This window comes from Alterinioella sp. B-7 (assembly GCF_056857775.1).
Genome location: NZ_JBSXNT010000033.1, coordinates 171,715 through 193,320, shown reverse-complemented (window position 1 = coordinate 193,320; position 21,606 = coordinate 171,715). Strand labels below are relative to the sequence as shown.

25 protein-coding genes, 1 tRNA gene and 1 riboswitch are annotated in these 21,606 nt (G+C 67.2%); of the genes, 6 read left to right on the top strand and 20 right to left on the bottom strand.

What is annotated here, in order from left to right; all coding sequences use genetic code 11:
• The first annotated feature begins 22 nt into the window (after positions 1 to 22).
• Complete coding sequence (gene rsmA, locus AC13C7_RS12870) at positions 23 to 865, top strand: 16S rRNA (adenine(1518)-N(6)/adenine(1519)-N(6))-dimethyltransferase RsmA (protein ID WP_172321003.1); 843 nt, start codon at positions 23 to 25, stop codon at positions 863 to 865.
• A gap of 102 nt (positions 866 to 967) precedes the next feature.
• Here the strand turns inward: rsmA and AC13C7_RS12865 are convergent, their stop codons facing one another.
• From AC13C7_RS12865 to AC13C7_RS12825, 9 genes are all read right to left on the bottom strand, one after another.
• On the bottom strand, positions 968 to 1,591 hold the full coding sequence (locus AC13C7_RS12865; protein WP_482867712.1) for a DUF4167 domain-containing protein: 624 nt from the start codon (positions 1,589 to 1,591) through the stop codon (positions 968 to 970).
• Positions 1,592 to 1,887: 296 nt separating this feature from the next.
• Positions 1,888 to 2,724, bottom strand: coding sequence for a peptide chain release factor N(5)-glutamine methyltransferase (gene prmC, locus AC13C7_RS12860; RefSeq protein ID WP_482867711.1), 837 nt, complete (start codon positions 2,722 to 2,724; stop codon positions 1,888 to 1,890).
• Complete coding sequence (prfA, locus tag AC13C7_RS12855) at positions 2,721 to 3,773, bottom strand: peptide chain release factor 1 (RefSeq protein ID WP_482867710.1); 1,053 nt, start codon at positions 3,771 to 3,773, stop codon at positions 2,721 to 2,723. Before prfA ends, prmC begins: the two co-directional genes overlap by 4 nt.
• A 31-nt stretch (positions 3,774 to 3,804) precedes the next feature.
• Positions 3,805 to 4,272: a DUF1499 domain-containing protein gene (locus tag AC13C7_RS12850; RefSeq protein WP_482867709.1), complete on the bottom strand. Its 468-nt coding sequence runs from the start codon at positions 4,270 to 4,272 to the stop codon at positions 3,805 to 3,807.
• A gap of 111 nt (positions 4,273 to 4,383) precedes the next feature.
• A complete protein-coding gene (locus AC13C7_RS12845) occupies positions 4,384 to 5,553 on the bottom strand; it encodes an acetate/propionate family kinase (protein ID WP_482867708.1) in 1,170 nt (389 codons plus the stop codon).
• On the bottom strand, positions 5,550 to 6,464 hold the full coding sequence (locus tag AC13C7_RS12840; RefSeq protein ID WP_172321009.1) for a bifunctional enoyl-CoA hydratase/phosphate acetyltransferase: 915 nt from the start codon (positions 6,462 to 6,464) through the stop codon (positions 5,550 to 5,552). Before AC13C7_RS12840 ends, AC13C7_RS12845 begins: the two co-directional genes overlap by 4 nt.
• A 30-nt stretch (positions 6,465 to 6,494) precedes the next feature.
• Positions 6,495 to 7,259, bottom strand: a complete 765-nt coding sequence (locus AC13C7_RS12835) for a LamB/YcsF family protein (protein ID WP_482867707.1) — start codon at positions 7,257 to 7,259, stop codon at positions 6,495 to 6,497.
• Positions 7,260 to 7,262: 3 nt separating this feature from the next.
• Positions 7,263 to 8,276, bottom strand: coding sequence for a 5-oxoprolinase subunit C family protein (locus tag AC13C7_RS12830; protein WP_482867706.1), 1,014 nt, complete (start codon positions 8,274 to 8,276; stop codon positions 7,263 to 7,265).
• Positions 8,273 to 9,013: a 5-oxoprolinase subunit B family protein gene (locus AC13C7_RS12825; RefSeq protein ID WP_446120234.1), complete on the bottom strand. Its 741-nt coding sequence runs from the start codon at positions 9,011 to 9,013 to the stop codon at positions 8,273 to 8,275. The genes AC13C7_RS12830 and AC13C7_RS12825 overlap by 4 nt, the downstream gene beginning before the upstream one ends.
• Positions 9,014 to 9,171: 158 nt before the next feature.
• On the opposite strand from AC13C7_RS12825, the gene AC13C7_RS12820 reads away from it, so the two are divergent.
• The 3 genes from AC13C7_RS12820 (at position 9,172) to AC13C7_RS12810 (ending at position 10,037) form a co-directional block, all read left to right on the top strand.
• Positions 9,172 to 9,247: transfer RNA gene (locus AC13C7_RS12820), tRNA-Thr, on the top strand.
• Positions 9,248 to 9,420: 173 nt separating this feature from the next.
• Positions 9,421 to 9,588: a hemin uptake protein HemP gene (gene hemP, locus AC13C7_RS12815; RefSeq protein WP_172321013.1), complete on the top strand. Its 168-nt coding sequence runs from the start codon at positions 9,421 to 9,423 to the stop codon at positions 9,586 to 9,588.
• Complete coding sequence (locus AC13C7_RS12810) at positions 9,585 to 10,037, top strand: hypothetical protein (protein ID WP_172321014.1); 453 nt, start codon at positions 9,585 to 9,587, stop codon at positions 10,035 to 10,037. The genes hemP and AC13C7_RS12810 overlap by 4 nt, the downstream gene beginning before the upstream one ends.
• A 6-nt stretch (positions 10,038 to 10,043) precedes the next feature.
• Here AC13C7_RS12810 and AC13C7_RS12805 read toward each other — a convergent pair whose 3' ends face one another.
• From AC13C7_RS12805 to AC13C7_RS12790, 4 genes are read right to left on the bottom strand one after another with little or no spacing between them, the layout of a single operon-like run.
• Positions 10,044 to 10,793: an ABC transporter ATP-binding protein gene (locus AC13C7_RS12805; protein ID WP_172321015.1), complete on the bottom strand. Its 750-nt coding sequence runs from the start codon at positions 10,791 to 10,793 to the stop codon at positions 10,044 to 10,046.
• Entirely contained in the window at positions 10,783 to 11,787 is a 1,005-nt protein-coding gene (locus AC13C7_RS12800; protein ID WP_482867705.1) for a FecCD family ABC transporter permease, read from the bottom strand. Before AC13C7_RS12800 ends, AC13C7_RS12805 begins: the two co-directional genes overlap by 11 nt.
• Before the next feature lie 4 nt (positions 11,788 to 11,791).
• Positions 11,792 to 12,727: an ABC transporter substrate-binding protein gene (locus AC13C7_RS12795; protein WP_482867704.1), complete on the bottom strand. Its 936-nt coding sequence runs from the start codon at positions 12,725 to 12,727 to the stop codon at positions 11,792 to 11,794.
• On the bottom strand, positions 12,714 to 13,433 hold the full coding sequence (locus AC13C7_RS12790) for a (2Fe-2S) ferredoxin domain-containing protein (protein ID WP_482867703.1): 720 nt from the start codon (positions 13,431 to 13,433) through the stop codon (positions 12,714 to 12,716). The genes AC13C7_RS12795 and AC13C7_RS12790 overlap by 14 nt, the downstream gene beginning before the upstream one ends.
• A gap of 84 nt (positions 13,434 to 13,517) precedes the next feature.
• Positions 13,518 to 13,737: riboswitch (cobalamin riboswitch) on the bottom strand.
• 109 nt (positions 13,738 to 13,846) lie between these two features.
• Here AC13C7_RS12790 and AC13C7_RS12785 point away from each other — a divergent pair.
• Positions 13,847 to 14,839 carry a hypothetical protein gene (locus tag AC13C7_RS12785; protein ID WP_482867702.1) on the top strand — a complete coding sequence of 331 codons (993 nt, stop codon included), beginning with the start codon at positions 13,847 to 13,849 and terminating at the stop codon, positions 14,837 to 14,839.
• Here the strand turns inward: AC13C7_RS12785 and AC13C7_RS12780 are convergent, their stop codons facing one another.
• From AC13C7_RS12780 to AC13C7_RS12750, 7 genes are all read right to left on the bottom strand, one after another.
• On the bottom strand, positions 14,840 to 14,980 hold the full coding sequence (locus AC13C7_RS12780) for a hypothetical protein (protein WP_172321020.1): 141 nt from the start codon (positions 14,978 to 14,980) through the stop codon (positions 14,840 to 14,842).
• Positions 14,981 to 15,025: 45 nt separating this feature from the next.
• Complete coding sequence (locus AC13C7_RS12775; protein ID WP_482867701.1) at positions 15,026 to 15,682, bottom strand: helix-turn-helix domain-containing protein; 657 nt, start codon at positions 15,680 to 15,682, stop codon at positions 15,026 to 15,028.
• Positions 15,683 to 15,702: 20 nt separating this feature from the next.
• Positions 15,703 to 16,104, bottom strand: coding sequence for a hypothetical protein (locus AC13C7_RS12770; protein ID WP_482867700.1), 402 nt, complete (start codon positions 16,102 to 16,104; stop codon positions 15,703 to 15,705).
• Between the two features lie 190 nt (positions 16,105 to 16,294).
• On the bottom strand, positions 16,295 to 17,560 hold the full coding sequence (gene clpX / locus AC13C7_RS12765) for an ATP-dependent Clp protease ATP-binding subunit ClpX (RefSeq protein ID WP_172321022.1): 1,266 nt from the start codon (positions 17,558 to 17,560) through the stop codon (positions 16,295 to 16,297).
• Positions 17,561 to 17,745: 185 nt separating this feature from the next.
• Positions 17,746 to 18,369 (bottom strand): ATP-dependent Clp protease proteolytic subunit, encoded by a 624-nt coding sequence (locus AC13C7_RS12760; protein WP_446120217.1) that lies wholly within the window; start codon positions 18,367 to 18,369, stop codon positions 17,746 to 17,748.
• Positions 18,370 to 18,481: 112 nt separating this feature from the next.
• Positions 18,482 to 20,806: a toll/interleukin-1 receptor domain-containing protein gene (locus AC13C7_RS12755; RefSeq protein WP_482867699.1), complete on the bottom strand. Its 2,325-nt coding sequence runs from the start codon at positions 20,804 to 20,806 to the stop codon at positions 18,482 to 18,484.
• Between the two features lies 1 nt (position 20,807).
• Entirely contained in the window at positions 20,808 to 20,948 is a 141-nt protein-coding gene (locus AC13C7_RS12750) for a hypothetical protein (protein WP_474887680.1), read from the bottom strand.
• A 155-nt stretch (positions 20,949 to 21,103) separates the two neighbouring features.
• Between AC13C7_RS12750 and AC13C7_RS12745 the strand changes: the two genes are divergently transcribed.
• On the top strand, positions 21,104 to 21,580 hold the full coding sequence (locus AC13C7_RS12745) for a hypothetical protein (protein WP_482867698.1): 477 nt from the start codon (positions 21,104 to 21,106) through the stop codon (positions 21,578 to 21,580).
• The last annotated feature ends 26 nt before the right edge of the window (positions 21,581 to 21,606 follow it).

Sequence of the window (21,606 nt, the reverse complement as noted above, 5' to 3'; positions counted from 1 at the left end):
AACCTTAACGGCGGGTTACGCCATGGCCACGATTGACGGCTTGCCCCCGCTGCGCGAGGTGATTGCGGCGCATGGGCTTTCGGCGCGCAAATCGCTCGGACAGAATTTCCTGCTGGATCTGAACCTGACGGCCCGGATCGCGCGCGCGGCGGGGGACCTGACAGGGGCGGATGTTCTGGAGGTGGGCCCCGGCCCCGGTGGACTCACGCGTGGCCTGCTGGCCGAGGGCGCGCGCCGGGTCGTGGCGGTGGAAAAGGATGCCCGCTGCATGGCCCCGCTGGCCGAGATCGCGGCGGCCTATCCCGGTCGGCTGAAGGTTCTGAATGCCGACGCGCTGGAGCTCGACTGGGCCGCGCATCTGACGCCGCCGGTCAAGATCGCGGCGAACCTGCCTTACAACGTGGGCACGGAATTGCTGGTGCGCTGGCTGACGCCGCCCGACTGGCCGCCGCTGTGGCAAAGCCTGACGCTGATGTTCCAGCGCGAGGTGGCCGACCGGATCGTGGCCGGGCCGGGATCGAAGACCTATGGGCGGCTGGCGGTGCTGGCGCAGTGGCGCGCGACCGCGAAGATCGTGCTGACCCTGCCGCCCGAGGCCTTCACGCCGCCGCCCAAGATCCATTCCGCCGTAGTGCATCTGGAAGCCCTGCCCGAGCCCCGATTCGAAGCCGACCCGAAGGTGCTGAACCGCGTTGTCGCGGCGGGCTTCAACCAGCGCCGCAAGATGCTGCGCGCGGCGCTGAAGGGCGTGACCCCCGATATCGAGGATCGGATCGTCGCGGCGGGCTTGAAACCGACCGACCGGGCCGAACAGGTCCCGGTCGAGGGGTTTTGCGCGCTGGCCCGTGAAGTGGCGAAGGCCTAGATCGTTTCAGGGTCACATTGCATCGGTTTTCTCTGTCTCGCCCCAACCGGGGCGAACGCGAAAACCGATCCACTGTTTCAATGAAACCCTGACACGCTCGGACTATTCCGCCGCCTGCGGGCCACCTTGGTTCGAGGCATCGCCGCCATCATTGCCGCTGTCGGAAGTGCCCTCATCGGAGGTCTTCTTGGCCGACTTGCGGGTGCGGGCGCGTTTCGGCTTGGGCGCGTTTTCCGGCGTGTCCACCAGGCCCGAGGGGCTGTCGCTGCCGGTGTCGATGACGGAATCGAAGGATTTGTCCTGATCCTGGCCGCCGCCTTGCCGGGACCCGTCCTGCCGGGAGGTGTTGGCCTCGGGCTGGTCGTCATTGCCGCCGCCCTGGTTGCCGCCGTCCTGGCCATTGTCGTCGTCGCGCTGCTGGCGGCGGGCCTGTGCCTGCGCCTGCTGCGCCTCCTGCTCGGCGCGCTTGGCGTCCTGTTCGCGCTGCGCCTCGCCCAACATCCGCGTGTAATGCTCGGCATGCTGCTGGAAGTTCTCGGCCGCGACCCGATCGTTCGACAATTGCGCGTCGCGGGTCAGCTGGTTGTACTTGTCGATGATCTGCTGCGGCGTGCCGCGCACCTTGCCTTCGGGGCCGGAACTGTCGAACACCCGATTGACGATGTTGCCCATCGGCGAGCGGTTGCGGTTGCCCTTCGACCGCGAGCGGTTTTTAGATGATCTCATGGGTCTCGTATCTTTTCCAGTTAACCTGGGATAAAGTTCATTTCACGGGCGTGACGAAAACCTGTCGACGCGATCGCGAAACCATGTGGCCTGCGGTGTTCCCGGCGGTGTTCCCTGGCATGGTCTGACTGATCAGTTGGGGGTGACCGCGGGGGGCCGGAGATCAACCCCTCGCCACGACCGCATGGCGTCTTGTAATCACGCAACCTGCGGTGAAACAAGGCCAAACTGCGCGGTTCGCGGCGAATTCGGTGCTTTTTGGCCGAAAACCGTGGCAGGAATGCCCTTTGCGCGGGTCACCGCCCAGGATTGCGGGCGATCACGACACGGTCTCTGCCATCCAGATCGGGACGGATCTCGGGGGTTTCAAGCCCCGCCTCGGTGAAGAGGCGCGCGACCTGCTGGCCTTGCGTCGGTCCGATCTCGACCATGAGCGTGCCGCCGGGGGCCAAGTGCCGTGTCGCCCCCGCCGCGATCTGGCGAAAGGCGGTCAGGCCATCAGCCCCGTCGGTCAGGGCCAGGTGCGGATCGTGATTGGCCACTTCGGGCGACAGCGACGCCATCTCCTGCGCCGCGATATAGGGCGGGTTGGAGACGATGAGGGGGAACGGGCCGGTGATCTCGGCGAACCAGTCCGAGCGGGTCAGCGTCAGACGCTCGGCCACGCCATGGCGCGCGGCGTTCTCGGTGGCGGTCTCAAGGCAGGCGGGATCCAGATCACTCGCTACCCCCCGCGCCTCGGGCCATTCCGCCAGCAAGGTGACGGCAAGGATACCGGTGCCGGTGCCAAGGTCCAAGAGGCGCGGCAGGGGGCCAACCTCCAGCGCCGCCGCGATCAGGGTTTCGGTTTCCGGGCGCGGGTCCAGCGTGGCGGGGCTGACGATGAATTCGCGGCCCCAGAACACACGCCGCGCGAGGATGCGCGCGACGGGTTCGTGACGGGAACGCCGGTCCAGAAATTCCTGGAATCGTTGCATTTCACCTTCCGACACCACCCGGTCGGGCTCCAGCGACAGCCGCCCCGCGGGCAGGCCCAACGCCCCGGCCAGCAAGAGCCGCGCATCGCGTGTGCCGCCGTCGATCTCCGACAGCGTGCGCGCACCTTGCGCCAAAGCCGCGCGCAGGGTGGTCATTGCATCTCGGCCAGCATCCGCGCCTGGTCGTCGGCAGTGAGCGCGTCGATGATCTCGTCCAGATCGCCCGCCATCACCTGGTCGAGCTTGTAGAGCGTCAGGTTGATGCGGTGATCGGTCAGGCGGCCTTGCGGGAAATTATAGGTGCGGATGCGTTCCGAGCGGTCGCCCGATCCGACCTGGGACTTGCGGCTGGCGGCGCGTGCGTCATCCATCCGCTGGCGTTCGAGATCGAAGAGCCGCGCGCGCAGCACGTTCATCGCGATCTCGCGGTTGCGATGCTGCGATTTCTCGGAGGAGGTGACGACGATGCCCGACGGGATATGCGTGATCCGCACCGCCGAATCCGTGGTGTTCACATGCTGCCCCCCCGCCCCGCTGGCGCGCATCGTGTCGATGCGGATATCGGTGGCGGGGATGTCGATATCGACCTCCTCGGCCTCGGGCAGCACGGCAACCGTGGCCGCCGAGGTGTGGATACGACCGCCTGATTCGGTGGTCGGCACGCGCTGGACGCGATGCACGCCGCTTTCGTATTTCAGCCGGGCGAAGACGTTCTCGCCCGTAATATGCCCGACCAGTTCCTTGATGCCGCCAAGCTCGGTCAGTTGTTCCTCGATGATCTCGAAGCGCCACCCCCGCGCCTCGGCATAGCGTTGATACATGCGCAACAGGTCGCCCGCGAAGAGCGCCGCCTCATCGCCGCCGGTGCCGGGGCGGATCTCGATCATGGCGGGGCGGGCGTCGGCCTCGTCACGCGGCAGGAGGGCGATCTGCAAGGCCTGTTCGGCCTTGGGCAGGGCCTTGCGCAGGCGGGGCAGTTCCTCCTCCGCCAGGGGGGCCATTTCGGGATCGTCCAGCAACGCTTCGGCTTCCTCGATCTCGGCTTGAAGGACGTGGAAGGCCGCGATCTGTTCGACCACGGGCTTCAGCTCGGCATATTCGCGCGAGATGGCGGCGATCTCTTCTGCCCTGGGTCCGGTATTGAGCCGCGCTTCGAGATACTCGAAACGCTCGGTGATCTGGCGGAGGCGGTCGGCGGGCAGCATCAGCGTGATGTGACGCGGGGGGGCCGCGCGGTCAAGGCCCCTCGGCCTCAAGGGCGGCGATGATACGCGCCACCCGCGCGCGGTTGGTGCCGAAGTCGGACTGGCCGAAGCGCGAGCGCGAGAAGATCGCGACACGGGTGCCGGAGCCCGCGGGCGTCAGCTTGATCGAGACCGCATCGGGAAAGCGCATGAGGGGCGTCCGCGCGACATAGGTGGCGTGCCCTTGGGCCAGGTCGCCAGCGATGCGGGTTGTGTACGGCAGGGACATCACGATGCGATGCAGGGCGGCCGCCGCCTCCGGCGGGGAAAGGGGCGTGACATGGGCGGGCGCATCGCCGTCCCGGTCGCGCAGGATGTAGGCATTGGGCGTCGAGGGGCGCGACGCGGTTTCGGGATCGACATGCCAGCGGGCCGGTTTCATCGGGGCCACGCGGATCATCAGCGCGAGACCGGCGACAAGGGCCAGGGCGATGAGGAGGATCTGGAGGGAGAGGCGCATGTCAGGACCGGGGGGCTTGGGATTGGGGGTGTCGAATTGCTGCGCAATCCGATCCGTGGGGGGCTGTCTGCCCCCCGCACCCCCCGAAGGTATTTGTGGCAAAATGAAAGATCATGGTGCGAGTTCCTTGACGGTGGCGCGCGCGATGATGCGTTCCTCGTCGGTGGGGATGACCAGGACGGGACAGGCGCCTGCGTGGATCTCGGCGGCGTTTTCCGCATTGGCGGCGGGGTCGATGGCGAGGCCGAGGAAGCCGAGACGCTCCAGCGCGCGGGCGCGGATCAGGGCGGCGTTTTCCCCGATGCCGCCGGTGAAGACCAGCGCGTCGAGGCCGCCAAGGCTGGCGGTCATCGCGGCAATCTCGCGCGCCAGCGTGTAGACGTAGTAGTCGATCGCCTCCGCCGCCTTCTCGCTGTCCGAGGCCAGCAGGCGGCGCATGTCATGGCTGATGCCGGAGAGCCCCTTGAGCCCGCTCTCATGGTAGAGCAGCCGGGTCAGCGCGGCGGCGTCCATGCCGTCCTCCTGCATCAGGTGCAAGAGCACGCCAGGGTCGATCCGGCCCGGACGTGTGCCCATGGCAAGGCCATCGAGCGCGGTGAACCCCATCGAGGTGGCGATGGAGCGGCCCCCGGACAGCGCGCTGAGCGAGGCCCCGTTGCCCAGATGCGCCACCACCACGCGGGCCCGCGCCAGATCGGGATACTCGCGCGCCAGCACGCCCGCGATATAGTCATAGCTGAGCCCGTGGAAGCCGTAGCGCCGGATGCCGCGCGCATAGTAGTCGCGCGGCAGGGCGTAGGTGTCGGCCACCCAGGGCTTGCCGCGATGAAAGGCGGTATCGAAGGCCGCGACCTGCACCGCGTCGGGGAAGGCGCCTCGCGCGGCGCGGATCGCGGCGAGGTTGTGGGGCTGGTGCAGGGGGGCGAGCGGCACCAGATCCTCCAACCGCGCCATCATGGCCGCATCGAGGCGCACCGGCGCGTCCAGATCGGGACCGCCATGCACCACCCGGTGACCGACGCCCGCGATCGCGCGGCCCGCCATATGTGGCGCCAGCGCCTCGAGGATCGCCTCCACGGCGGCTGCGTGATCGGTGGGGCCAAGCTCCGTGCGGGTCTTCTCCGCGCCCTTGGGCGTGAGGGTCAGCGCGGCCTCGTCCCCGAGCGCGTCGACCTGGCCGGTGACCTCCTCGCGCGGCTCATCCGCAGCGGCATAGAGCGCGAACTTGATCGAGGAGGAGCCCGCGTTGAGGGTGAGAACAAGGGTTGTCTCGGGTCTCATCTGGCGCGCGCCGCGTAAAGACAGGCCAGCGCCGAGGAGGCGACCCGCGCGGGCACGCCATCGGTGCGGCTGGTCAGGATCACCGGCACGCTCGCGCCCACGACCACCCCCGCCGCCGTCGCGCCGGCCAGGTGGGTGAGCGCCTTGAACAGGATGTTGCCGGATTCGATATCGGGCACCAACAGGATATCGGCCAAGCCCGCGACCGGGCCGTCGATACCCTTGACGCGGGCAGCATCCGCGCTGAGGGCCAGATCCATCGCCATGGGCCCCTGCACCAGCCCGCCGGTGATCTCGCCCCGACCGGCCATGCGGGCCAGTTCCTCGGCCTCCAGCGATGAGGGGATCGCCTCGACCGGCACGGTGACGGCGGAAAGCGCCGCCAGCTTCGGCGCGGCAATGCCGAGCGCGCCCGCAAGATCCAGCGCGTTTTGCGCAATCGACGCCTTGCAGGCCAGGTCTGGGGCCACGTTCAGCGCCGCATCGGTGATCAGGACAGGCCGGTCTATCCCTCTTATATCCATGACGAAGACATGGCTCATCCGGCCAGGGCCCCGCAGCCCGCCATCGCGGTGGACGATCGCCTCCAGCAGATCATGGGTGCGCAGGTGGCCCTTCATCACGGCCCCTGCCCGCCCCTCATGGACCAGTGCGACCGCGCGGGCCGCCGCCGCCGGATGGTCGGCAATGTCGATCACCTCGATATCGTCCAGGGACGCCCCCAGGTCGCGCGCGAATTCCGTGATCAGCCCGGCCTTGCCGACCAGGATCGGCGCGATCAGCCCTGCATCGCGTGCCGCAAGCGCGCCCTCCAGCGAGCGGCGGTTTTCGGGCGCCACGACGGCCGTGGGCAGGGCGGGCAGCGGGCGGGCGGCCTCGATCAGGCGCGCAAGATGCGGATGGTCTGTCATGTCCGGGGGGCTTTCGATTGGGAAGGGATGTCAGGTGCCGACGGGCGCCAGCCGGATACCGGCGGTTTCCAGTCCGGCGCGCACGGTGCGCGCGATCTGCAAGGCGGCCGCGTTATCGCCATGCAGGCAGATCGTGTCGATGCGCGCGGGGATATGCGCGCCCGACTCCGCGATGATCGCGCCCGCCTGCACCATCTTGACGATGCGGCTTGCGGCATGGGCCGGGTCGTGGATCACGGCCCCCTCCCTGGCGCGGTCCACCAAAGTGGCGTCGTCGTTATAGGCGCGGTCGGCAAAGATCTCGCCCGCCCAACGGCACTTCAGCGCCTCGACGGCCTTTTGCTGCGCGGTGGCGGCGAGGATGAGAATGATCAGGTCGGGATCGACCGACAATGCCGCCTCGTAGCAGGCCCGCGCCATGGCCTCGTTTTCCGAGCACATGTTGGAGAGCGCCCCGTGCAGCTTGAAATGGCGCACGGTTGCGCCCTGCGCCCGGGCCACGCCCTGGATCGCGCCGACCTGGTAGCGGATCGCGGCCTGAAGGTCTTCGCGCCCCATCTGCATCCGGCGGCGGCCAAAGCCCTGCAGATCGGGAAAGCCGGGATGCGCGCCGATGCCGACGCCGTGGGTATGGGCCACGCGGATGGTCTCAGCCATGACCGAGGGGTCGCCGGCATGAAACCCGCAGGCGATATTGGCCGAGGTCACGACACCCAGAATATCGTCATCGCGCCCCATCACCCAAGGCCCGAAGCTTTCGCCCATATCGGCATTCAGATCGACCTGCTCCGTCATCGCTCATTCCTCCGCCTTTGCCGAGACTACCCCGCCGACCAATTGATAGGACAGCAGATCGGGAATGTCATGCGGGTCGCGTATGCGCGGGGTCACGCCATCGGGCAGCGCCTTGCGATGCCTGGCCGCCGCCGCGCGCGCCTTGAGCGCCTCCTCCAGCTCCACGAAGCGAAACCGCAACGCCGTGCCGGGCGCGGCCTGCGCGACGCGGGGCAGATCGGCGGCGATCACCGTGGCGATGCGGGGATAGCCGCCCATGGTCTGGCATTCGGGCAGAAGGACAAAGGGCGCGCCGTCGCCGATCACCTGGATATCGCCCGGCACGATGATCTCGGACAGGATCGCCAGGTGCGCGTCTTGCGAGAACCCGTCGCCGTCATGGGCCATGCGCGCGCCCATTCGGCTGGCCCTTGCATCCTTGCGAAACTCGGTGGCCTCGAAGCGTCCCCGCGCATCATCGCTGAATTGATCGGTCTGGACGGAAGGAAGCACGCGGATCACGCCGCCCGAGAACCGGTCCTGTGCCATCAGGGTGAGCCCGCCGGCATTGGGGGCGGGCTGCGCATCGAGGCGGGTGCCGGAGGTGAGCGCCCCGCCGATCCCGCCCGCCAGATGCGCCGAGCGCGCGCCGAGAATGGAGGGCGCATCCAGCCCCGCCACGCTGAGATAGCCGTAGCTGCCCGCGCTTGCGCCGCCGACCTCAAGCTCCGCCCCCTCGCGCAGCAGGTAACTGCCGGGCCAGTGCAGCCGCGCGCCGTCCAGACGGGCCTGCATCGGCGCGCCGGTCAGCGCGAACAGCAGATCGCCCCCTTCGGCCCGGAACCGCCCCCCCGCCCCGGCCATCTCGATCGCCAGCGCCTCCTCGGCTGGCATCCGCATCAGCGCCGCGCCCTCGGCCAGGGCCAGCGGGTCCATCGCGCCCCCCCGCGAGAGGCCCGAGGCCAGGTATCCGGGTCGCCCGTAATCCTGTAACGACAGCCCCGGCCCCGCCTTGACGATATGCAGGCGCACGCTCATTCCAGCGGCTCGGCCATGGCGTCGAGGCCGGTCTCCAAGCCCGCTACCGCGTCCTCGTATTCGGTGACGCTGACCGGGCGGTATAGCACCTCGTCGCCCGCCTTCAGCGCGAAGGGCGCGTCGGCCCCCTGCCGGAAGCCGTCAAAGGCGGCCTGCCCGATCCAGCGCCAGCCAGTCTGGGTTTCGACCGGGAACATCACCATCTGCCGGATCGCGAGGCCAAGCCCGCCCTTGGGCACGCGCGGGGTCAACTCGGTCTTGCGGGCAATGTCGAAAGCGTCGGGAAGCTGCCCCAGATAGGGCAGTCCCGGCGCGAAGCCGATGGTCAGCACGCGCAGGCGCGTGGCGGCAATCGCCTCGATGGCCGCGTCGGCGGTCATCCCGGCCATTTCGGCGGCTTCCTCCAGTTGCGGCCCGTGATCGCCGCCAAGGACCGCCGGAATGCGCCAGAGGCGGCGGCCCTCGGGCAACCCCGCCTCGTGCCAGTCCCGTGCCTCCAGAAGCGCGCAGACCCGATCCTCCAGCGTCGCGTGATCCAGCCGGTCGGGATCGAAGCGCAGGTAGACGGATTTCAGCGAGGTCGCGGTTTCCTCGACCGCGTCCCATGCCTCCGCCTCCACGGCGGCGCGGAAGGCCAGCACGGCGGCATTGGCGCGCATCGACAGCGCATCGTCGAAGGAGACCAGCAGGCTGGCCTCCCCCATCCGGCGCACCTGCGGAAACTCTGGCCGGGGCATCCTGGCGGGCTCCTCTTTTCCCTTGTTCCGGACCATGGTGATCGTGATCGCGGGGCCGTGCAACCCGGTTGCGCCGATGGCCGCCCGCGCATTTTTCCCGGCCCCTCGCGCCCGCCCCTCTTGTGCCGCGCGCGGCAATCTCTTATCGACAGGCCCGGGCCGGTCTAGCTCAGCTGGTAGAGCGTCTGATTTGTAATCAGGGGGTCGGGGGTTCGAGTCCCTCGACCGGCACCAATCCACCCCAAGAAAACAATGACATAGACCCCCTCATGCGTGAATTTCGCGTGCTCCCGGCGCGCTTTTTCCGTGGCACGCCCCCTGCCTTGCACAAGCCGATTGACATGCCTGAGTGAATCACTCAACTTTATTCCTATCGAACCGCAACCCGCAGCGAGGACGCCTTCGCCATGTCTGACACCCTGTCATTGCCCACCCCCGAGACCCGCACCAACCCCCTGCCCTGTCACCGTGCCGAGGCGCTGACAAACGGGGGCAACCTGGCCGAAATCGCGCTTGGCGATCAGCTTTACCGGCTGCGCATCACCAAGGCCGGCAAGCTGATCCTGACCAAATGAGCCGGGTGCCCAGACATCGCGGCGGGGTTCCTGTCGGGACCATGCAGGAGCTTGGGCCCGTCGAGGCGGGTGCGGTGCTCTACCTGCGGCTCTGGTGTGACGGGGCTGCGGCGCAGGGCCAGGCACGGCGCGATTTCGTCACCGCCTTTGGCGCGGCGGAAGGCGTGGCCGTGGCCGACAGTCTCGATACCCTCTGCACGCTCTGCGCCCGCCACGGACGCCGCCCGCTGATGCGCCACGGCGTGACCTGCGCCTGCCTTGGCGGCGACGAATCCTCATTCGCCAATTTCATCCTGACCGCCAGCGAGGGCGACCGCGAGGATGCGATGTGGATCGCCACGACCCTGGTGCGCGCCGATATGGCCCCGGCCCTCGTCGCGCTGGCCGAAAGGTTCGGGTTGGCGCTGAAGCGGATGGCCTTGAGGACGCGGGCCGCACGGCTGCACTGAGACGGCTCAGATCGCCGCCTCGATGCGCATGGCGCCGTTCTCCAGCCAGCCATCGACGCGGAACACGCTGCGGATATTGTCACGGGTCAGGACATCCGCCGGTCTGCCCGTGGCATGGGCGCGCCCGTCCTTCATCAGCGTCACCAGATCGCAGTAGCGCGCCGCCAGCGTCAGGTCGTGGAAGGTCGCCAGCACCGTCGCCCGCCGCCGCTTGATCTCATCGAGCAGGATCAGCTGGTAGCACAGGTCGAGGTGGTTCGACGGCTCATCCAGCAAGAAGACCTGCGGGCCGCGCGCCAGAAGCTGCGCGATATGGGTGCGTTGGCGTTCGCCCCCCGAGATGCGCGCGGCCTCGGTGTCGGACCGGTCGGACAGGCCGGCCTGCGCCAGGGCCGCGTCGATGCGGGCGGCACGCTCGGGCCCGGACAGCGGCAGGCCCATCATCCCGATCTCGATCACGTCGCGCACGCTGAGACCCTGGAACGTTCCTCCCTCCTGCACCAGCGCGCCAACCGTGCCCGCCCAGTCGGATTGCGGCCAATCGTGGATGGCGCGTCCGGCGATGCGCAGTTCCCCGGCGTCGATCCGCTGCGCCCGGTAGAGGCTGCGCAGCACGGTCGTCTTGCCTGCCCCGTTCGGGCCGAGCAGCCCGTGAAACTGACCCTCCGCGACATTGAGCGAGAACCCCGCCACGCGCGGCGCACCGCCAAGGGTGACATGCAGGTCCGTGATCTCGATGGCGGGATCAGAAGGCAACGCGCACCCTCCGCAAGATGACGATGAAGGGCGGCGCCGCGAAAATCGCCAGCAGCACGCCAAGCGGCATTTCCTCAGGCGCCAGCACGATCCGGCAGAGCAGGTCGACCACGACCAGCACCAGCGCGCCGAGGATCGCGGAAAGCGGGATCAAGCCCCCGTGCCGCCCGCCGACCAGAAGCCGCGCCATATGCGGCACGATCAGGCCGACGAAGCCGACAATCCCCACCGTGGCGACGGCCACGCCCGCCAGGAGCGCCACCGCGCAGAAGCAGACGATACGCTGCCGCCCGACCGCAACGCCAAGCGCCATCGCCCGCTCATCGCCCAGAAGCAGCGCGTCGAGGTTGCGCGCAGACGTCAGCGACAGGACCAGCACCAGCGCAAAGGCCAGCCCCGGTGCCCAGAGATCGGGCCAGCCCGTGCCCGCCGCCGTGCCCATCAGCCAGCCAAGCGCGGATTGCGTTGCGTAGGGGTCGCCCACATACAAGAAGAACGCAGTCAGCGACTGGAACATCAGCGAGATCGCCACACCCGCCAGGATCACCACCAAGGGCGACAGGATCACGCCGCGCCGCATCGACAGGGCCAGCGTCATCGCAAAGGCCAGCACCGCGCCCAGAAACGCGATGACGGGAATGCCGAAGGTCGTGGCGATCCAGGGCGGCAGCCACAGGATCGCGCCGACTGCTGCCGCCGATGCCCCCGAGGACAGGCCCATCAGGTAAGGATCGGCCAACGGGTTGTGCAGCACGGTCTGCATCAGCACGCCCGCCAGCGCCAGCCCCCCGCCGACCAGCGCCACCGCGATGACGCGCGGCATCCGCCATTCCCACAAGATGAGGCCAAGGCTGCGCGGCGCGGCCTCGGCCCGCATCAGCGCCGCGATCCGGTTGGCCCATGTTGCCTCGGCGGTGCCGAAAAACACGCCCGCCAGCATCGCAATCAGCAGCAGCACAAGCACCAGGCCCGGTATGATCGCGCGGCGGCTCATGGCCCTAATTCAGCGCGTCGAGCTGCGCCGAGAGGTTGTCCAGCCCATCGGCGAATTGCATCCCCAAGACGGTTTGCGAAAAGGGGATGGTGACGAAACGGCCCGCTTGCACGGCGGACAGCTCCGACAGGACCGGGTCGGCCTCCATGTATTCGCGTTTCTCGGCGGCCGAGGACCAATCGGCCTCGATCAGCACAATCACATCCGGGTCGGCGGCGACCACGGCCTCCCAGGCCAGGTCGACCCACCGCCCTTCCAGATCGCCCGCGATATTGGTCAGGCCCACGGTTTCCACCAGCAGACCCGGCCCGCCGCAACAGCCGATGGAATAGGGCACCGCGTCGCCGCTGTCATAGATGAAGGCGCTTCTCCCGCGCCCCGCCTGCGCCAGCGCCGCCTCGGAGAGCCGCGCCTCGACCTGTTCGATCAGCGTGGCGGCGCGTTCCTCGACCCCGAAAATGTCGCCGATCACCGCGATATCGGTCAGGATCGGTTGCGTGGTCAGGCGCTGATCCTGCGGATGGGTGGCATCGCAGGAGGCCGCGACAAGATAGGTGCCGATGCCAAGGTCATGCCATTCCGCCTCGGCGCCCAGGTTGTCCTCGGACCAGGCCGAGCCGAACCCCGCGAAGAGGAAATCGGGCTCCGCCGACAGCACCACCTCGCGCGCCGGGTAGCGCTCGGAGAGGACCGGGACAGAGTCATAGGCGCGCAGCCACTGCGGCAGGATCGCGTCGTCCATATAGGCGGTGCCGACCATGGAGCGTTCGAGCCCAAGCGCCAGCATCACCTCGGTCGCCTGCTGGTTCAGCGTGATGGCGCGGGTGGGGGCGGTGTCATAGGCGAATGTGCCGCCGCAGCTTTGCACCACGGCTTCCTGCGCAAGCGTGGGTGCGGCCAGCATGGCGGCGATCAGGAGGGTGGGTTTAAACGGGTTCATGGCAGTCTTTCCGGCTGAAGGTCTGGTATCGGGGAAGGAGTGCGCCGCCGCGCAGAACGGTCTGGACGAAGGCGCGCACGGCATCGGCATCGGGCAGCGAGAACCAGTCGCCTTGCGGATAGACGACAAGGGACGGCCCCGCATTGCAGGGGAAGAGGCAGCCCGTGGTGGTGACGAGGCAATCGCGATCCAGCCCCGCGCGCCCGATCTCGGATTTCAGCAGCGCGGCGAGATCCGGCGCATCGCGCAGGTGGCAGCGCGGGCCGGTGCAGACAAGGATATGGTGGCGATGCGCGGGCGGCGCGTCCCAGCCCTTGCCCCTTGCGCCTTGCGGGTCGGGCGGGATGGCGACGCGGGACGGTTTGGCGGTTGCGATGCTTGTCAGCACCGCCTCATCCGCCGCCGCGTCCTCGGCCATGAAGAGCGTCACGCCCGCGTTTTCGGCCCGCGACAGCCATTCCCCCGCCGCCCCCGGCAGCCAGGCCAAGAGGCTTTGCGACATCGGCAGGCCGAGCGGGCGCAGCGTGATCTCGCGCGCGCCCTGCCCCGCGAGGTCATCCAGCGCGCGCCACAGCCCCGCGCCCTCGCGTTCCAGCCGCACGACAGCGGCCTTGCCCGGCGTTTCGGCCAGCAATCTCCCGCTCATCCGCGCCAGCCGTCCGGCGCTGACATAAGCCTGAGAGATCAGATAAAGCGTTGCCTGCATCCTGCACCCCAACGGGGCGCTGCGCGCAAACAGGAAAGCAACTGGATCGCCATCGACTGTCTCCCCCGGGCACCCCGCCCGAAACGTTTCAACCAGGTGATGGCAGGTCTCCTGACTTCGCGGGTAGTCGCGCGGGGCCAACCTTCCCGGAGATCTCCTCCAGTGGCATATCTGGCCGCGCTCGCCGCTTACAGTTGCGGGGGCAGTTACGGATTCGGCGCGCTTTGGCTCCTCCTCACCGTATTCCCTTTTCATCCCCTGCGGCACGCTCAACCGCCGGGAAACCATCGCGGGCGACAACACGCGATTTGGGCCGCCGGGTCAAGGCGCAATCGGCCCCGATTTGGCGTGGATTGCGCGCGCCCGCACGGGTAGAGTGGCGCAAAAGCACAAGGCAGAACGGGCCGGGCAGCATGGCAAACCGCAAGGATTTCAACGTCGTCGTCGTCGGCCAGAACGGGCGGCTGCAATATGAGGCGGCGCTTTTCGCAGCCTCGTTTCGCGCCGCCAATCCGAAATTCAAGGGCAGGCTTTTCGTCGCCGAGCCGCAGCCGGGGCCGAAATGGTCCGGCAACCCGAAGATGGGCGACGGTGAGGTGCGCGCGCTGCTGGAGCGGCTCAAGGTCGAGATCGTGCCCTTCGAGGCGCGCCATTTCGGGCAGGACTACCCCTATGGCAACAAGATCGAGATGCTGACGGCCCTGCCCAAGGGCGAGCCTTTCGTGTTCTTCGATACCGATACGCTGGTGCTGGACGACATCGCGCAGGTGCCCTTCGATTTCGACCGCCCCTCCGCCTCGCTGAAGGTGGAAGGCACCTGGCCGCAGATCGAGCTTTACGGGCCGGGCTACGGGGCGATCTGGAAATCGCTCTATGATCGGTTCGGGCTGGATTTCAACAGCTCGCTGGATGAAAGCCAGCCCGATGAATACTGGCGCCGCTACCTCTATTTCAACGCCGGGTTCTTCTACTACACCTGCCCGCACGTATTCGGCGAACGTTTCCTGCATTACGCGCTGGAGATCCGCGACAACCCGCCCGAGGAACTGGTCTGCCAGGTCATGGACCCGTGGCTTGACCAGGTTGCCCTGCCGCTTGTGATCCATTCCTTCGGGGGCGGGCGTGAGGCGCTGGAGCCCGGCTGGCTGGACGGGCGCACCACCTGCCATTACCGGGTTCTGCCACTGCTCTACGCCCGCGAATCCGACCGGGTGGTGCAGGTGCTGGAGGAGGTCACCTCGCCCAACTGGGTCAAGAAGGTGCTGAAAGGCTATGAGCCGATGCGGCGCATGATCTTTCAGGGCAAGGGCGAAAAGGCCCGCGCGCTCTTTGACCGCGCGGACCTGCCCCGGCGCGAACAGGCGATCCGAAACCGCCTGAAACGCGAGAAGCTGTGGTTGCGCTGATCACTTGGGCGCGTCGAGCCGGGTGACCGGTGCGGGCGTCTCGGGTGTCGGCCAATGCGGCGGAAACCTCGGCCCCCAATCGGCCAGGGCGGGGCCCGCGACAAGGGCCAGAAGGGCGGCGGTCAGGATCGTGCGTTTCATCTTGGACATCTCCATTCGGTTGCGGTGATGTCCCTGATCTGGGGGTCAGACCGGCCTTGGTCGCTCCGATTTCGAAATGGCGATGTGATTTTCGGGAACCGGCGCGGATTGTGCGGAATCGAGGAGCCGCGCGCGATACTCACTCGGGCTTTCGCCGGTCCGGTCGCGAAACGCCTTGTTGAACGGCCCGAGCGAGGCGAAGCCGCTGGCATAGGCGATCTCCAATATCGTGCGACGTGCCTGCGCGGGATCGGCCAGCGCCTCCTGCGCGGACTTGATCCGGTAGCTGTTGATGAAGGTCGGGAAGTTGCGAAAGCCGAGCCGCTGGTTGATGACGGCGCGCAGCCGATGTTCCGGCACCCCGATCTCGGCCCCGAGCGCGGCGATGGTCAGCCCTTCCCGCTTCCAGATGCCGCCCGCCATCGCCGCATTGAGGTCGTCGATCACCGCGGCGTCGATGGCGGCCTTGCGGCGGGTTTCCGGCACCGGGCGCGGCGCGGTTTCGCAGCACAGGTCGGCGGAGGGGTTCAGCACCCAGAGCGCGAAGGCAAAGGACAGGGCCAGGAACGCGGCGGCCTGTAGCGGGTAGATGAAGAGCGGCAGGTCGATCTGCGCCTTGACCAGTTCCACGGACGTGACGGCCACCCCCAACAGCGCCATCGCGGCCAGGAAACCGGGACGGAACCGGCGGCGATGTTCCACCAGGTCGTTGCGCGCCGTGGTCAGGCCAAGCCAGAGCAGCGAGACATAGAGCCCAGAAGCAGCAGCCCGCGCGCGATGTCCAGCGGCGGCCAGACCAGGCTGGCCAGGGACAGGGCCACGCCCGCCCCCGCCACGCCAAGCCAGGGCCAGCGGTCTTGCGGGGCGTCGAGGAAGATCTCGACCACCAGCCAGGAAAAGGCCAGCGGCAGCAGGATCGCGCCGCCCGTCAGCAACGGGCGCCAGCCATCGGGCAAATCGGCAATGCCGGGGGCCGAGCCGATCAGGTAGCTGGCCTTGGTCAGCATCAAGGCGGTCACCGGCCATCCGACGCGGCGCATCTCGGGCCGCGCCATCAGCGCCGCGGCACACAGAAGCCCAAGGGCGATCGCCGCCCCGCGCAGGAACATGTCGGCATAGATCATGGGGCATCCTTTCCGGGCCGATGGGGGCGGTTACGACTTACCCACTGGTTTCGAACATGGCGCGTCGATTCCGAAACGTCGCGGAAAAATTCCGGAATCGAGCGGCATTCGCCCCTGCGCAGCCCATGAAAAACCCTTCCGGGCACGGGGCTCGGAAGGGTCGGTTCAATTCGCGATCGCAGTGAGGGCCTCACCCCGCCGTGGCGGATTCGTCCTTCTTGCGCTCGGCATAGATCATCAGGGGCTGCGCGTCCGAGGTCACGGCCTCTTCGTTCACCACAACCTCTTCGACGCCATCGGTGCCGGGCAGGTCGAACATGGTGTCGAGCAGGATATCCTCCATGATCGAGCGCAGGCCCCGTGCGCCGGTCTTGCGGGCGATGGCGCGCTTGGAGATCGCTTTCAGCGCGTCGTCGGTAAACTTCAGCCGCGCATCCTCAAGCTCGAACAGGCGCTGATACTGCTTGACCAGCGCGTTCTTGGGCTGCGTCAGGATGGTGACCAGCGCATCCTCGTCCAGATCCTCCAGCGTGGCAATCACCGGCAGGCGGCCGACGAATTCCGGGATCAGGCCGAATTTCAGCAAATCCTCGGGTTCGAGATCCTTGAAGTACTCGCCCACCGACTTGTTGCTGTCGTCGCGCACATCGGCGCCGAAGCCCATGGCGCTGCCCTTGCCGCGCTGCGCGATGATCTTGTCGAGACCGGCGAAGGCGCCGCCGCAGATGAACAGGATATTCGTGGTATCGACCTGCAGGAATTCCTGCTGCGGATGCTTTCGCCCGCCCTGCGGCGGCACCGAGGCGACGGTGCCTTCCATGATCTTCAGAAGCGCCTGCTGCACCCCTTCCCCGCTCACGTCGCGGGTGATCGAGGGGTTGTCGGATTTCCGCGTGATCTTGTCGACCTCGTCGATATAGACGATGCCGCGCTGCGCCCGGTCGACATTGTATTCGCTGGCCTGCAGGAGCTTGAGGATGATGTTCTCGACATCCTCGCCCACGTAACCGGCCTCGGTCAGGGTCGTGGCATCGGCCATGGTGAAGGGAACGTCGAGGATGCGCGCGAGCGTCTGCGCCAGCAGCGTCTTGCCGCAGCCGGTGGGGCCGATCAGCAGGATGTTGGATTTCGCCAGCTCGATCTCGGATTTCCCGGCATGGTTCAGGCGCTTGTAGTGGTTGTGAACCGCGACCGAGAGCACCCGCTTGGCGTGCATCTGGCCGATCACGTAATCGTCCAGAACTTCGCAGATCTCCTTGGGCGCGGGCACGCCATCCGAGGATTTGAGGCCGGCCGACTTGGTCTCCTCGCGGATGATGTCCATGCACAGCTCGACACATTCGTCGCAGATGAACACCGTCGGTCCGGCGATCAGCTTGCGCACCTCGTGCTGGCTCTTGCCGCAGAAGCTGCAATAGAGCGTGTTTTTCGAGTCGCCGCCGGAAGAATTCGCCATGTCCAAAATACCTTTAGCCGGGTTTCGCTCTGTCATGTCGGGGGCGCTTGGCCGCGCCCGTCCCGTTCCTGTCGGGCAAGCCTAAAGCAGGCAAAACCGCACCACAACGTGAAAATGTATCGTCTTGCGCGCCATGGGGTTAACGCCTGCGTGATCCGCGAGGGGTCACGCAGGGCGCCCCGATATCAGCTTTCGACCGCGCTGCGATTCTCGACGATCTCGTCGATCAGGCCCCAGTCCTTGGCCTGTTCGGGATCCATGAAGTTGTCGCGTTCCAGCGCGTCGACCACGGCCTCAAGCTTCTGGCCGGTGTGTTTCACATAGATCTGGTTCAGCCGGTCCTTGAGTTTCTGGGTCTCCTTGGCGTGGATCATGATATCCGTCGCCTGGCCCTGATACCCGCCCGAGGGCTGGTGGACCATGATGCGGCTGTTGGGAAGCGAATAGCGCATCCCCGGCTCGCCCGCCGTCAGAAGCAGCGAGCCCATCGAGGCCGCTTGCCCCACCACCAGCGTGGAGATCTTCGGCTTGATATACTGCATCGTGTCATAGATCGACAGGCCGGAGGTCACGACGCCACCGGGGCTGTTGATATACATGCTGATTTCCTTGGACGGGTTTTCGGCCTCCAGGTGCAGAAGCTGCGCCACGATCAGCGAACTCATGCCGTCATGCACGGGGCCGGACAAAAAGATGATCCGTTCCTTCAGCAGGCGCGAGAAAATGTCGTAGGCGCGTTCACCGCGGCTGGTCTGTTCGACCACCATCGGGACCAGCGTGTTCATATAAAACTCATGGGGATCTTGCATCGGGCCTGCCTCGGGTTTGGGTTGCTTGGAGGGAATCCTATGTGCGCCCGCAGGGGGCTGCAAGGGGATGCGGTCGTGTTTTCCATGTCACGCGACATGGGGGGCGGGCCGGTCAGCCGCCGCCAAGCCCCAGGATCGCGCCCCATTGCGGCAAAAGCCGCACGTTGTCGCAAGGGTCGGGCGGCGGGTCGGCTGCCGCGACGGCATCCACGGCCTCGACGCTGCGCACGCCGTCCTGGAAGGGCAAGAGGCGGCAGGCGGTCTGGAAGAGGTCGCCCTGCAACGGCTCGATCGCCCAGACCTGGCGCACCTCATTGCTGTCCCAGGACACGATGTGATCGCCCTCGGGCGTGAAATCGGCCCCGACGAAGGGCACCAGCGCGTCGCGTGAATGCGAAAACTGGTAAAGCTGCAGCCCGGTCTGCGTGTCCCAGACCCGCACCTGCCCGTCATCGGCGCCGGTGACCAAGAGCCTTTCATCCGACGACAGCGCCATCGACGTGACGAACCCCTCATGCAGCAGGCGGTTGTTGTAGAAGGGCGGCGCGCCGTCGCCCTCGTGGCGCAGCGCCAGCACGTTTTCCTGGTTCGGCAGGACCGAGATCCGGATCCCCGTCCCCTCCAGTTCCGCGCGCGAGGCATTGGCCCCGGCCTCGGTCGCGGAAATCACCGCCTCGACCATCTGGTTCGGGATCGTCGGCACCAGCAGGCCGGTGGAGACATCGAAAAGCCGCATCACCCCCGCCGCATCATGGGTCAGCACGAGATCGCCACGCGGCGAAAACCGCACCGTCTGCACCGGATCGCGGTGGCCCAGGAGGTTGAGGAGGATCTTGCCCGTCGGCACGTCATGCACCCGCGCGCGGTTGTCATCGGCCCCCACCACCATGCGCAGCCCGTCGGGCGAGAGGCCGAGGCCGAGGATGTTGACGCCGCCGAGATAGAGCGCGCTCGGGGTCAGAAGCTCATCGAATGTGGTCAGGTCCCAGGCCCCGACCTGGTTGCCCGATGCCGCCGCGACCGTGCTGCCATCGGCCGAGACCGACAGCGTCGTCACCGGCCCCGGCATCGGCAGCACATGCTCCAGCCCCGCGGACCGCCCGTCCAGCGCCGGGACCAGGTCGATCACGCGCAATGCCGGGCCCGCCGCGACCACCACGCGGGCGCTGTCGGGCACGAAGGAGAGCGCGGTGATATCATCGCCGAGGTCCAGCGGTTCGCGCAGCGCACGGCCCGAGATCAGCGAATGGAACCGCAGCTGGTTCGCCGCCGTCGCCACCACCAGCGTATCGCGATCGGGGCTGAGCGTGGCCGCCAGCACCCGCGCGGCCCCGCGATAGGGCATCCCCAACACGGAACGGGTTTCGGGGTTCCAGACCGTGGCGCGGGTGTCGTGCAGCGCCAGGAACAGGCCCTGGTCCAGCAGCACGCGCGGGGCCACGTCCCTGTCGGGCATGGCCGGACCATCGGCCATCGCCGCGCCCGTCGCGGGATCATAGAGCATTGCATGGCCGTCCAGGCCGCCCGTGATCACCTGCCCCGATCCGGGCAGGAAGTCGATGAATTGCGCATGGGTGTCGGGCAGCGTGATCATGGCGCGCAGGCGCTGGCCCTGCACGGCGCGGCCAAGCTCTCCCAATACTTGCAGCCAGGCATCGTCGGCGCGGCAGAGCGACATCGCCGCGGCCGGCAGCATCAGGCGGATCGCGGCGACAGGCTCCAGCGTTTCCGCCTCGCTGGCCCAATCCCGCATGCTTTCGCATTGCCGGTTCGACAGCCAGAAAAAGCCGATGATCATCGCCGCCATGCTGAGCGCGCCGATGGTGAAGCTGCTGACCCATCTTGTGATCTTGCGGTGGCGCTGGCCTGCCCGCAGATAGGCGCGCTGTTCCTCGGTGGGTTCGGGCGCATCGCGCGGGCGCCGCTCGATCCAGCGCTGCATGTCCTTGAGTTCGCGCCCGCGCGGCTCCAGCCCCGCGCCGCTGGCCCACCGGCTGGCCAGTTCGCCGTATCGCGTATGGTCACGCACCCAGGCGATATCGCGATCCAGCGCCCGGTCGAGTCGGTTCAGCGCATTCTCCCGGTCGCCGCCGCGCCCGTAGAAGCGGACATAGTTGATCTCGCGGATCTCGTCGGGAAGGATCGGGCCGACATCCTCGAAGGCGGCGGGCAGGAGGCGCTTGTTGAGCTCCAGCGCCAGGTGCATCTCCATCCGGCAGGCGGGGCTCTCGATCCAGTTGGGGCCAAGCACCGGCACCACCACGTCCGAGCCCTGGATCATCTCGCGGATGCGGGCGCTGATATGTTCGGCCTCGAAGATCCCCTCGCGGTCGATCAGGACGGGATGGCCCCGCTCACGCAGCGCGTCGCACAGGAAATCTGCGCGCTCCCGGTCCTTGTGGGAGTAGGAGATGAAGATTCGGGATCTCTCGGCCATCTCAGAACATCAAGCCCTGCGGATGCTGAAAAATCCAGCCCTTCACTGGTGTGGAAACCAGTTGTTTACCAATGGGTTGCGGCAGCATGGCATCACGGAGGCGTTGGAAATGTGAAAAAAAGAAACAAACGATTTCAAACATCTATCAGGAAATTTCTCGGTTTTCTACCCTTGCCTCTTGTTAGTGTGTTTACAACACTTAAATAGGATGGCATAACGATACGCACCGGACGCAAGAGACCAGCGCCCTCCCCCCAACGCCGCCTCTTGCGGCCAGATGAAGAAAGGACAGATCCGATGACACTCCGCGCTCTGGCCTTGACCCTCGCCGCCCCCCTCGCGCTTGCCGTTTCCCTCACGGCAGGCGCGGCCCGGGCCGATTGCCCCACCTGGCAGTATGATGCCCGCGCCAATATTTCAGGCTCGGAGCAGCAATTTCGCGCCCCGCAGCGCTATGACGTGGTCGCCGGTGGCCGCGCCAACCTGAGCGGTTGCCCGGTTCCGGGCACCGGCTTCGTCGCCGCCATCCCCGATTTCGAGCTGAATTACCAGTCCGTGCAGGGGGCCGACCTCAACCTTCGGGTCGAGAGCGCCTGCGACACCACGCTTCTGGTCAACACGGCCAATGCGACATGGTTTTTCGATGACGACACCGGCGGAGCATTGCAGCCGTCCCTCCGCCTGCCCCAGGCCGGTTCCGGCACGTATGACATCTGGGTCGGCACCTATTCGCCTGCGCTTTGCCAGGCCCAATTGATTGTAGAGGCGCGATGACCGCGCCACCCCGTGCTTAGGGAATT

Excerpts from the sequence above, each read along its gene's own strand:
- AC13C7_RS12780 (WP_172321020.1), bottom strand. The coding sequence starts at position 14,980 with ATGAAACGCACGATCCTGACCGCCGCCCTTCTGGCCCTTGTCGCGGGC.
- AC13C7_RS12790 (WP_482867703.1), bottom strand. The coding sequence starts at position 13,433 with ATGCAGGCAACGCTTTATCTGATCTCTCAGGCTTATGTCAGCGCCGGA.
- AC13C7_RS12785 (WP_482867702.1), top strand. The coding sequence starts at position 13,847 with ATGGCAAACCGCAAGGATTTCAACGTCGTCGTCGTCGGCCAGAACGGG.
- AC13C7_RS12840 (WP_172321009.1), bottom strand. The coding sequence starts at position 6,464 with ATGACAGACCATCCGCATCTTGCGCGCCTGATCGAGGCCGCCCGCCCG.
- AC13C7_RS12845 (WP_482867708.1), bottom strand. The coding sequence starts at position 5,553 with ATGAGACCCGAGACAACCCTTGTTCTCACCCTCAACGCGGGCTCCTCC.
- AC13C7_RS12825 (WP_446120234.1), bottom strand. The coding sequence starts at position 9,013 with ATGCCCCGGCCAGAGTTTCCGCAGGTGCGCCGGATGGGGGAGGCCAGC.
- hemP (WP_172321013.1), top strand. The coding sequence starts at position 9,421 with ATGTCTGACACCCTGTCATTGCCCACCCCCGAGACCCGCACCAACCCC.
- AC13C7_RS12830 (WP_482867706.1), bottom strand. The coding sequence starts at position 8,276 with ATGAGCGTGCGCCTGCATATCGTCAAGGCGGGGCCGGGGCTGTCGTTA.
- clpX (WP_172321022.1), bottom strand. The coding sequence starts at position 17,560 with ATGGCGAATTCTTCCGGCGGCGACTCGAAAAACACGCTCTATTGCAGC.
- AC13C7_RS12795 (WP_482867704.1), bottom strand. The coding sequence starts at position 12,727 with ATGAACCCGTTTAAACCCACCCTCCTGATCGCCGCCATGCTGGCCGCA.
- AC13C7_RS12800 (WP_482867705.1), bottom strand. The coding sequence starts at position 11,787 with ATGAGCCGCCGCGCGATCATACCGGGCCTGGTGCTTGTGCTGCTGCTG.
- AC13C7_RS12810 (WP_172321014.1), top strand. The coding sequence starts at position 9,585 with ATGAGCCGGGTGCCCAGACATCGCGGCGGGGTTCCTGTCGGGACCATG.
- AC13C7_RS12745 (WP_482867698.1), top strand. The coding sequence starts at position 21,104 with ATGACACTCCGCGCTCTGGCCTTGACCCTCGCCGCCCCCCTCGCGCTT.
- AC13C7_RS12755 (WP_482867699.1), bottom strand. The coding sequence starts at position 20,806 with ATGGCCGAGAGATCCCGAATCTTCATCTCCTACTCCCACAAGGACCGG.
- AC13C7_RS12835 (WP_482867707.1), bottom strand. The coding sequence starts at position 7,259 with ATGACGGAGCAGGTCGATCTGAATGCCGATATGGGCGAAAGCTTCGGG.
- AC13C7_RS12865 (WP_482867712.1), bottom strand. The coding sequence starts at position 1,591 with ATGAGATCATCTAAAAACCGCTCGCGGTCGAAGGGCAACCGCAACCGC.
- AC13C7_RS12850 (WP_482867709.1), bottom strand. The coding sequence starts at position 4,272 with ATGCGCCTCTCCCTCCAGATCCTCCTCATCGCCCTGGCCCTTGTCGCC.
- rsmA (WP_172321003.1), top strand. The coding sequence starts at position 23 with ATGGCCACGATTGACGGCTTGCCCCCGCTGCGCGAGGTGATTGCGGCG.
- AC13C7_RS12770 (WP_482867700.1), bottom strand. The coding sequence starts at position 16,104 with ATGATCTATGCCGACATGTTCCTGCGCGGGGCGGCGATCGCCCTTGGG.
- prmC (WP_482867711.1), bottom strand. The coding sequence starts at position 2,724 with ATGACCACCCTGCGCGCGGCTTTGGCGCAAGGTGCGCGCACGCTGTCG.
- prfA (WP_482867710.1), bottom strand. The coding sequence starts at position 3,773 with ATGCTGCCCGCCGACCGCCTCCGCCAGATCACCGAGCGTTTCGAGTAT.
- AC13C7_RS12760 (WP_446120217.1), bottom strand. The coding sequence starts at position 18,369 with ATGCAAGATCCCCATGAGTTTTATATGAACACGCTGGTCCCGATGGTG.
- AC13C7_RS12750 (WP_474887680.1), bottom strand. The coding sequence starts at position 20,948 with ATGTTTGAAATCGTTTGTTTCTTTTTTTCACATTTCCAACGCCTCCGT.